This window comes from Rhodoferax sp. ZS1R8, assembly GCF_056521325.1.
In genome coordinates, this window is the sequence record NZ_JBWMBA010000155.1 from 1 (window position 1) to 1,130 (window position 1,130).

At 58.4% G+C, this 1,130-nt stretch carries 2 protein-coding genes; both read right to left on the reverse strand.

Annotated elements, in window-relative coordinates; genetic code table 11:
* Nucleotides 1-271 (reverse strand): hypothetical protein (locus AC097P_RS24590; protein ID WP_479613035.1); only part of this gene is annotated, 271 nt, incomplete at its 3' end.
* Nucleotides 272-363: 92 nt separating this feature from the next.
* On the reverse strand, nt 364-1,130 hold a 767-nt coding region (locus tag AC097P_RS24595), incomplete at its 5' end, for an MFS transporter (RefSeq protein WP_479613036.1).

Below are 1,130 nucleotides of genomic sequence, written 5' to 3' on the forward strand. Positions count from 1 at the left end.
GCGGTTCGTGGTTGGGCATGTCCCAGCGGGTGCGGGGGTAGTCGGTCTGTTGGGTTTCCCAGGTGACGATACCGCCCTTGACGTAAATCTTCCAGGAGCAACTGCCGGTGCAGTTCACACCGTGGGTGCTGCGCACGATCTTGTCGTGCGCCCAGCGGTTGCGGTAGGCGTCTTCCCAGGTGCGGTCTTCACCGGTGGTGATGCCGTGGCCTTCAGAAAACTCTTCCCGGGGAAGGGAGAAATAGCTCAAACGATCAAGAAAGTGACTCATGGGAGACCTCTGTGAACAACATTGTGAAGTAAATAGGGCTGTAGCCCCCGTATATATTGACTATGTAGCTATAAATTTTATAGCGTCTTGGATCATGGATTCCTAATTTCAGAACCGGCGCGCAGATAAAACCACCAGTTCAGAATCAGGCACAGGGCGTAAAAGATGGCAAATCCGTACATGGCGAATTGCGGTGTGCCGGCCTTGATCTGCTGGCCGATGACTACCGGGGCGATGAATGAACCGTAAGCGCCGACAGCGGCAGTCCAGCCCAGCACCGGGCCGGCCTGCACGCGGTCGAAGATGACGCCGATGGTGCGGAAGGTGGAGCCATTGCCAATGCCACTGGCGGCGAACAACAGCACAAAGAGCCACATGAAGGTCGAGAAATACTGCTCCGGGGTGGCCGAGCCATAGGCCTGCATCATCACGTAGCCCACCGCACCCGAAGCCACCACCATCACGGCGGAGATCACCTGGGTCACGATGGAGCCGCCCACCTTGTCGGAGATCCAGCCGCCCAAAGGACGGATCAACGCGCCTACGAAGGGGCCGATCCAGGCATAGGTCAGTGCCGAGGGGGCGTTGGGGTTCTTGAGCGTGTGCTGCATCACGCCGGCAGCGTCGGGGACGTGCTGGAAACCGAAGATCACCGTGATCGACAGCGGCAAGGCCATCGAGAAGCCGATGAACGAGCCGAAGGTGACGATGTACAGCACCGTCATCGACCAGGTGTGCTTGTTCCTGAATATCTCGAACTGCTTGGTGAGGTTGCCCTTCATCTCGCCAAAGGCGGCCAGCTTCATCACGAGCAGCGTGGCCACGACGATGAGAGGCAGGGTGACCCACATATTGAGCA